Genomic DNA, 9,141 nt, shown 5'->3' with positions numbered 1-9,141 from the left:
TGCGGCCGTAAGCCAGACCAGCAGTTCCACCATAACTCCGGCAACTTACTGAATAAGAACAAATTGTCCTTTCGGATACGTTCCGGGTCAGCCTCTCAGGACATGCGCTGGACCAGATGCAAAATCGTGGAATCCCGCCTTCGGCTGTTGAAAATACCATAAAACCCGGCAATCTTTTTAGTACAAATGAAGCCAAGGGGACCTATGGTTATTTCGATAAATCCAATGATCTTCGTGTGATAACGAATATCCAATCAGGCCGCGTTGTAACCGTTATCCCGGGATCGCCATGACAACCGACAACGAAGCAATCTCACGACTGCGAAAAACTGTAAGCGATATCCTTTGGAACGACTGGGATCCGATTGGCATCAGTTCGTTTTCAAATGCTCGCGATGAATACGACGCCTATGTCATCCCGATCTGCCGCCTGCTGGCAGCACGGCCGGATCAAGCAGCGATCTATGACGAACTGGTCCATTTCGCCCAAGACATCATCGGCCTGGACACGGTAGACGCCGACAGCACGAGCAAGGCGGCCCGCAAACTCTATCTGTTGACAGTTTAACCAGGCATTCACACCACACAGGCCATGCGTGTCCCATTGTCCGATGGCCCTTGGCGCTTCCCACCCTGGTCAAAAATATGGAAACCACCTTCGCCCAACTCGTCGCCCAATCGGAAACCACGAGCTGCGACTTCGGCATCGAAACAAATTATGGCGGTAGGTGCGACCCATGCACGGCTTCGATCTTACGCCTGATATCGAGCAATCAATTAGGCATAGGTACCCGAATAAATTCCAAACCATCACACCAGACCGACACTCCGAAAAACGAGACATGCGCAAATGGTATCCCGACTGCAGCCCGATTTCCCAAGACCATTAGAAAAACTAACACAAATGTCGGTAAATGAGAAGCAGACCCTCATAGTATCTCTTTGCAAAAGGGCGGCCACAGCAACCAGCAATGACGAAATGATCTTATCGATAATTCGATCTGCCGAATCGGAAAATCTCATAACAATTGGAACCAAAGCCCACGAAATCGCTCAATTTTTCGACGGCAGATATTTTTCATTGAATGAAAAAACCAATAAATCAAAACAGGATGAGGTAGATGAATTACGTTTTTTCGCCTCAGCACGAATCGCCTCCGCACTAACGTATCTGCCAAAATTGGACCAGCCATCGGAAGCCCAGGAGGCATTATACGAAGTCCTTATGGCGTTCGACGACCCCATTGAAGCCGCCAACAATCTTTCAAACACCTCACAAATTTAGCATCGACAGCCCGAATACTGAACCTCGTAGAAAATGAGGGGGGGGGTGGGAAGACATAGGACATCAAACTTGAGCAATGTCTGGGCTGATCTGTCTGAATTCCTACTAACCATACACAACCGTCTGGGGCGAGCGTAGACGAGCATTACCTTGAGACCCATCATCCTGACCGCACCGCCGGTGGGCCTCGGCAGCGTGCCGTTGTCTCGCAATCTCGTTCGTCCGCAGCAAGCGTCAGCCAAAAACCCGCAACCGATCCGGGTCACTCCAAGCCCCTCCCGGCATCGCTATACGCCCGCCTCCCTGACGTCGACAAAATATCCGATCACCGATAAAAACCCGATGCATCTTCGCACCCATGAATTGGCCAATTCAGCCACGAGCCGGGATTCATCTTCGAATGTCGACACAGCATATCGAGGCGTGGCTGCAAGACGGGCTGGCCTATGTCGAGCACTGGCTCGCGTTTCAAATGCGCATGGCGGAGCAACCCGGCGGTGCGGTCGCGGTCGAGCACGGCGGCCGGCTGGTATTCGAAGCCGCCTTTGGCCTCGCCAATCAGATCACGCAGGAACCTTTAACGTCACGACATCTGTTTCGGGTCGCCTCGCACTCCAAAGCATTCACCGCCGCCGCCATCATGGTGCTGTTCGAGCAAGGCAAACTCAGGCTCGACGACCCGATCGGCCGCCATGTCGACCAGCTTCGCCCAGACCTCGGCAGCGCAACCGTCGCCCAGTTGATGACCCATTCAGCAGGCTTGACGGCGAACGCCGACGTTCAGAATTACTGGAACGATGTCATGCCGTGGCCCGACGCCGCAGAACTGCGCCGCCAGCTTGGCCTGCCTTCGATCATGGAACCTGGCGAGCAGCACAAATATTCGAATGTCGGTTATGGTCTGCTCGGTCTGTTGATCGAGGCCGTCACATCGCAGGACTATGTCTCATGGATGGCCGAAAACCTGATTCCGCGCGCCGGGCTGACCGAAACATTTCCCGACTATCACGCCACAATCCGCAACCCCTTCGCCAGCGGCCATTCCGCAAAGCAGCCGATCGGCCGCCTGGTGATTCCCGGCACCAATCAGACGCGAGCCTTGGCGCCGGCAACCGGCTTTGTCTCCACGCCGCGCGATCTCGTCAGGTTTTTCTCACAACTGGCGCCGGAGGCCGCACATAGTTTTCTGTCCGTGCGCAGCCGCAAGGAGATTACCCGTCGGCACTGGCGCGAAACGCCATCAAGCGGCGAAAATTATTACGGCTTCGGAATTGCGAGCGGTGCGCTGGAAGACAACGATTATTTTGGCCATCGCGGCTCGTTCCAGGGGTATCAAAGTCGAACCTGCGTCATTCCAAATCTCGATCTTGCCGTATCGGTCATCACGAACGCGATCGATGGCGCCGCCGCCGATTGGTCCAGTTCGATCGTCCATATCCTGAAGCATTTCGCCGCTGCGGGTGCCACGGCCGATCCGCTGCGCAGCTGGCAGGGCCGCTGGTGGAATATCTGGGCCACGGTCGATCTCATTCCGCTCGGAAACACCATCATCTACACCTCATCGGATTCACCGACCCCGTTTGCCGAGCCTGAAGAGATCGAACCCCTCACGCTGACGACCGGGCGGTTCAAACGCAGCGAAGCGCACGCATTGTTCGGGGAAACTGTCGAACGGACGCTGGATGAGCACGGTGACTGCATCGCAATCCATGTCGGCGGCGACGAGTTTCTGACCGAAGCCGCCCACATAGAGCGTTTGACGACCACCTATGGCCCCGGAAAAAACCCGCCCGGATGACCCCGAATCCACCAGGCAATCACCCCCCAACCACCAGAGAACCAAAAGTTTTTTGCTGCTTTTTTACGAAAAAGCAGCGCTTCCTTCGACCTCGTCCGCGCCGCCCGTTTCAAACCAGTCTCGAATCATCATCCTGCCTCAAACCGCATAGCCACCCAGCGTAACAGGCAAACAGCGGACAATACGAATCCGCAAGCAGTCTCACGGCCAGACCGGGGCGCCATCTAGCCCTGCGGTTTCCGGAAGGCCGCAGATCAAATTCGCATTCTGCACCGCCTGACCGGCCGGTCCTTGCCACCAAATCTCCCCCGGCACCTCTGGCCGTCTTACACCATCTGCGCTAACGACCCACTGTATCCGTCATAGGCGAAGCCCATATGTACACCGACTCCGACCTAACCGATGCCGTCCAGGCCGGTGTGCTGACCCCGCAAACCGCTGCGGATTTCCGTGCCTTCATCGCCCATAATCGCGCCCCCGCCAGCGCCGATGAAGAACAATTCCGCCTGCTCACCGGCTTCAACGACATTTTCGTCTCCATCGCCACAATCCTGGTCCTGGTCGGCGTCGGCTTCGTCGGCGATCGCATCGCCAGCGCCACCGGCACTGGCCTGGCGGATGCCGCCACGGCCTGGGTCCTCGCACTCTATTTCACCGCCCGCCGCCGCATGGCTTTGCCCAGCATCGTCCTGCTGTTCGGCTTCCTTCTTGGCCTGGCTTACGCGGTCCTTGGCCTTATCGGCGCCCAATCCCCCTGGTGGCTCGAATTCCACAAGCAAGTTTCACTCCCGTCACCACGCAGTATGCCGGAATTTGTCGTTTTTGCCGTCGCCGCCGTCGTTACCCTCGGCGCCTGGCTGCACTGGCGTCGCTTCAAAGTGCCGATCACCATTGCCTGCACCACCGCCACCACCCTTTTCGCCGCCGCCACCCTGGTCATCATCCTCATCCCCGGCGCAGTCAACTTCCCTGACGCACTCACCCTCATCGCCGGCCTCGCCACCTTCGCCTACGCCATGCGCTGGGATCTCAGCGACCCCACCCGCACCACCTACCGCGCGGATGTCGCATTCTGGCTCCATCTTCTCGCCGCCCCGCTCATCGTCCATCCCATCTTCGCCGCCTTGCACCTGATTGGCGGCGTCGCTCAACCGCCCACCGCCACGCTGGAACACGGTGCCATCGCCGTCGTCCTCTATCTCATCCTGATTATTGTCTCGCTTGCCGTCGACCGCCGCGCCTTCCTGGCATCGGCCCTGATCTACGTCGTCGTCGCCCTCAACGAAATCTTCCACGCCTCAGGTGTCGTCAGCAGCAATCTGGCCGTCATCGGCCTCGCGATCGGTGCCGCTTTGCTCTTCCTCTCCGCCTTCTGGCCCCAGTCCCGCGCCCAGACCCTCCGCGCGCTCCAGATCCTCCACGTCCCGAAAATCCTACTCGACCGCTTGCCGCAGCCGCGCTAACAAAATGAGCTGAGAAAATTCTTAATCGTTGAATTTAAAACAAGAAAAATTCGAAACGAATAACATTTTTCTCGCCCACCCCCCACCCACCCGGCCTATAAACGCGTGTGACCACGCCCCGCCCGGCCCTGACCGCCACCCAGAAAACCCAATGCATCCGCGCATTGCTGGCAGTCCTGTGCGACCTGATGCTCGCCCTCTGCGATGCCGCCGGCATGCCCGCCACGCTCCACCGCGCGGTCCGCGCCTATTTCGCCGCGTTGAACGAGCATTGCGCTGCCATCCTGGCTGACGCCCCAGCCCGAGCGCCTGACCCTGCAACCATCCGCCCCCACCCCGTCGCCAAGCGCCGAGCCATCCGGTCACGGCCGCTTCAGCGCATCCGCCCGCGCCGGAAGTCCCCGCGCGTTGCCCACGCCCATCCCGCTACCGACATCCCTTACTCTCGGCGGGTGCCCACTCGGCAAATTTGCGATCGGGCAGAGATCAAACTGGTGCGGATCACGAACGGTTCCCACACGAAAACGGGGCCGCCTTTCGGCGACCCCGTTCCGTTCGTTCAATCAGATTTGATCAGGCAGCCATCGGCGCGTAGCGCTTGTGGCCCTTCACGTCGTAGCGATCGAGCATCATCACCTTGTCCCACGCCGCAATGAAGTCTTTGACGAAGCGGTGCTGACCATCGCTGCCGGCATAGACGTCGGCGATCGCGCGCAACTGCGAATTCGAGCCGAACACCAGATCGTTCCGCGTCGCGCGGAATTTCGGCGTATCGGTCGCGCGGTCCTTGAGCACGAAATGCATGGCCGTTTCGTCGGTCTTTTCCCAGACCAGATCGGTGTCGGTCAGGTTGACGAAAAACGCGTTGGTCAGGACCCCCACCTGGTCGGTGAACACGCCGTGATCCGAGCCGTCATGATTGACGTTCAGCACCCGCAGCCCACCGGTCAGAACGGTCCACTCCGGTGCGGTCAGTTTCATCAGATTGGCCTTGTCGAGGAAAAATTCCTCGGGCGCCGTACCCTGCGAAATCTGTTTGAAGTCGTCGTCGATATAGTTGCGAAATCCATCGACGATCGGCTTCAACCACGTGAACATTTCAACGTCCGTCAGCGCTTGCGTCGTATCCACGCGACCCGGGGTGAACGGCACGCTTGCCGGAACACCGGCGGCCCGTGCCGCGATTTCGACGGCGACACACCCGCCCAGCACGATCAGATCGGCCAGCGAGATCTGTTTGCCGGTCGCCTGTTTGCCGTTGAAATCGGCCATGACGCCACGCAGTTTTTCAACCACCGGTGCCGCGCGGCGATTGACCGCCCAGTCTTTTTGTGGCGCGAGCGCGAGGCGACCGCCGTTTGCACCACCGCGTTTGTCGCTGTCCCGATACGTCGTCGCCGCCGAGATCGCGGTGAACGCAAGGTCGGACACCGACAATCCGGTTGCCATGATCGCCTGCTTCAACGTGGCGATTTCGGCATCGCCGACCAGCTCGTAGTCGCGCTCAGGCAGCGGGTCCTGCCAGAGCAGATCGTCTTCGATCTTCACTTCCGGGCCGAGGTAGCGGAACTTCGGTCCCATGTCGCGATGGGTCAGCTTGTACCAGGCCTTGGAAAACGCCTGGGTAAAGGCATCGAAATCCGCGAGGAATTTCTCGCAGACTTTCCGATATTCCGGGTCGAGCTTGAGCGCGATGTCGCTGGTCATCATCATCAGATCGTTCATCTGACCTTTGACATGGGCATCGGGCGTTTTCGGCGCGTTGGGGTCGGTCGGGGTCCATTGCAGGGCGCCGGCCGGGCTTTTGGTCTGCTGCCATTCGAATTTGAACAGGTTTTCGAGATAGCTGTTGTCCCATTGCGTCGGGTTCGGCGTCCAGCTGCCCTCGATGCCGTTGGTCATGGTGTATTGCGCGAAACCCGGACCCTTGGGGTTATTCCAGCCCAGACCCATCGCCTCCATCGGCGCGATTTCGGGCGGCGGCCCGACCTCGGCGGCCGAGACCATACCATGGCTTTTGCCGAACGCGTGACCACCGGCGATCAGCGCCACGGTTTCCTCGTCGTTCATCGCCATGCGGGTGAACGTAATCCGGATGTCGCGCGCCGAGCCGAGCGGATCACCGTTGGCGTAGGGGCCTTCGGGATTGACGTAGATCAGCGCCTGGTGCGAGGCGGCGAGGGGGTTTTCGAGGTCATAATCCGCATCGCCGTTTTTGCCGCGCCAGCGCTTGTCGCGGGTCACCATGCTGTCGAAGCTGGCCACGTCCTTCGGGTCCCAGATTTCCGGGCCCCAACAGGTGGCGTTATCGGCCTCCCACGCATCGAGCCGGCCGCCGCCGAACCCGTAGGTCGGGAAGCCCATGATCTCGAGGGCGCAATTGCCGGTCAGGATCATCAGATCGCCCCAGGACAGGGCGCTGCCGTATTTGTGTTTGATCGGTTGCAGCAGGCGGCGCGATTTATCGGTATTGCCGTTATCCCACCAGCTGCTGATCGGGGCGAAGCGCTGCATCGCGGTGCCGGCGCCGCCGCGGCCGTCCGCGATCCGGTAGGTGCCCGCGGCGTGCCACGCCATGCGGATCATCTGCGGGCCGTAATTGTCATAATCGGCCGGCCACCAGGCAACCGGGGTCGTCAGGAATTGCTTGATGTCGCGCTTGAGGGCGGCGAAGTCGAGTTTCGCGAATTCCGCCGCGTAGTCGAAATCAGGGCCGAGTGGATCGGCGGCCAGGCCGTTCTGATGCAGCAACTCCACTCTGAGCCGATCTGGATACCAGTTTTCGAGGGTTGGGGGTGTGCCGAACGCACCCCCCACCCGGTCGCCGCCGAAGGGGCACTTACCGAGCATTTCATGGGTGGCGGTGTTGGTTTTGTCGACCATCATGTCGTTCATCATAAATCTCCTTGCGCCGGGCCGGTTGCCGCCGATGCGATCGGGCATTCGTCGGGCGTCGCGGTCGCTTGGGTTCGAGGTAATGAGCGTGGCGGCCCGCTACAACCCTACATTCATGGATCGGGTGCTTTCAAAGTCGCCGGCGCGCTCAAGAATGTTTAACGCGGTCGTAATGTGCAAACTGGCGGGCGGTGCCGGCCTGGCGCGGCGAGACGTGATCGATCGGGGTGGCACTTTCGTTATGAAATCGTAACGATTTAGGCGTGCAAAATGTGTGAGGTTTGGGGTGGAGTTTCGTTCGGTGAACGACGGGGGACGGCCAGGGTCGGGCGGCGCTGACTGTGGGATGGCCGCGACGTGGGATGAGGCTGATCGGGGGATTCGGTCGGGTGCGTCCGCGCGGTTTCGTCCGGCTCGGCCGGCGCGTTGTCACGGGGTAAGGCGGGGTGGTTGCACGGTTGGGGGTTTCGGCTGGGCGATTGGCAAGGATGGCAGCGCATTGCGCGTTGAGCGCGGCGAAATAGGAACTGATGGCGCGGTGGAGCGTGGCGGGCATGCCGGCGGCATCGCACAGGGCGAGCATCAGGTCGCACAGGACTGCCAGCAATGCTCGGATGCATTGGGTTTTCTGGGCGGCGGTCAGGGCCGGGCGGGGCGTGGTCACACCGGTTTATAGGCCGGGTGGGTGGGGGGTGGGCAAGCGAAGATTGTTAGTGGTTTGGGCGCGTCGGTTTCTTAGGTTCGACAGACTTAGCAGGGCATGGCGCTTCTTGCCGTTGATAGTCTTACCTGTGTCGAACGCCGACGGGTCGATATGCCCCCATTTTCCGACGATGTTGACGCTCTGGCGAAGAAGGCAAAGGTTCCGTTGCCGCAAGCAACGGAAGATCTTCGGACGCTGTCGATGATCGCGGCAGTCACCACAGAACCACACGTGTTGCCCTGCCCTCACGACGTACTGATGACTAACCGGCCCGGGCCAAGCGGCTTTGTGTGGAATGTTGGGCGGTTGGGGGTTTGGTGATGGGTGCGCGGCGGCGGGGGGGATTTTGGGATTGGGTGTGGGTGGTTTCACCGATGGCGAATTGGCCGACCAGGTTTGACAGTTCTTCTGCTTCGCCTGCGAGGCTGTGGCTCGCGGCCGTGCTTTGCTCGACCATGGCGGCATTTTGCTGGGTGGTCTGGTCCATCTGATTGATTGCGGTGTTGACCTCGTGCAGGGCGGTTGATTGTTCCTGGGTGGACGCTGCGATATCGGCCACGACGTTATTCAACTGACCGACGCGCTCGACGATCCGCGTGAGGGCTTGGCCGGTTTCACCCACGAGTCTGACGCCGGTTTCCACCTGCCGTCCTGATGCGGAAATCAGGGTCTTGATTTCTTTTGCGGCGTCGGCTGATCGCTGTGCCAGGGCCCTGACCTCCGAGGCGACCACGGCGAAGCCGCGCCCGGCGTCACCCGCGCGGGCGGCTTCGACGCCGGCGTTCAATGCCAGAAGATTGGTCTGGAAGGCGATTTCATCGATGACGCCGATGATATTGCTGATTTCCTGGGAGGATTTTTCGATACCGTTCATCGCCTGGACGGCTTCGTGCACGATCTGGCCCGAGAGTTCCGCATCCTGCTTCGCCTCGGCCACGACATTGCGGGCGCCGACCGCGCCTTCGGCGGTTTTACGGACGGTTGCGGTGATCTGGTC

Annotated in this window: 7 protein-coding genes; 4 read left to right on the top strand and 3 right to left on the bottom strand. The window is 59.9% G+C overall.

The window, feature by feature from the left end; translation table 11 throughout:
- Nucleotides 1–289: 289 nt before the first annotated feature.
- From B7X49_RS16415 to B7X49_RS16400, 4 genes are all read left to right on the top strand, one after another.
- Nucleotides 290–568, top strand: a complete 279-nt coding sequence (locus B7X49_RS16415) for a hypothetical protein (RefSeq protein WP_286840237.1) — start codon at nucleotides 290–292, stop codon at nucleotides 566–568.
- Between the two features lie 282 nt (nucleotides 569–850).
- The gene (locus tag B7X49_RS16410; RefSeq protein ID WP_286840235.1) at nucleotides 851–1,285 is read left to right on the top strand and encodes a hypothetical protein; all 435 of its coding nucleotides are present in this window, start codon (nucleotides 851–853) and stop codon (nucleotides 1,283–1,285) included.
- A gap of 400 nt (nucleotides 1,286–1,685) precedes the next feature.
- Complete coding sequence (locus B7X49_RS16405; protein WP_286840233.1) at nucleotides 1,686–3,083, top strand: serine hydrolase; 1,398 nt, start codon at nucleotides 1,686–1,688, stop codon at nucleotides 3,081–3,083.
- 377 nt (nucleotides 3,084–3,460) lie between these two features.
- The gene (locus B7X49_RS16400) at nucleotides 3,461–4,546 is read left to right on the top strand and encodes a hypothetical protein (RefSeq protein ID WP_286840231.1); all 1,086 of its coding nucleotides are present in this window, start codon (nucleotides 3,461–3,463) and stop codon (nucleotides 4,544–4,546) included.
- Nucleotides 4,547–5,119: 573 nt separating this feature from the next.
- Here the strand turns inward: B7X49_RS16400 and katG are convergent.
- From katG to B7X49_RS16385, 3 genes are all read right to left on the bottom strand, one after another.
- Entirely contained in the window at nucleotides 5,120–7,432 is a 2,313-nt protein-coding gene (gene katG, locus B7X49_RS16395) for a catalase/peroxidase HPI (RefSeq protein ID WP_408735602.1), read from the bottom strand.
- A 157-nt stretch (nucleotides 7,433–7,589) separates the two neighbouring features.
- Complete coding sequence (locus B7X49_RS16390; protein ID WP_286840225.1) at nucleotides 7,590–8,105, bottom strand: hypothetical protein; 516 nt, start codon at nucleotides 8,103–8,105, stop codon at nucleotides 7,590–7,592.
- 301 nt (nucleotides 8,106–8,406) lie between these two features.
- On the bottom strand, nucleotides 8,407–9,141 hold a 735-nt coding region (locus B7X49_RS16385; RefSeq protein ID WP_286840222.1), incomplete at its 5' end, for a methyl-accepting chemotaxis protein.

It is taken from the genome of Acidiphilium sp. 34-64-41 (assembly GCF_002282635.1).
Lineage (GTDB): Bacteria > Pseudomonadota > Alphaproteobacteria > Acetobacterales > Acetobacteraceae > Acidiphilium > Acidiphilium rubrum.
Note: the sequence above shows the minus strand (reverse complement) of the source record. Positions and strands in the feature narration are given on the sequence as shown.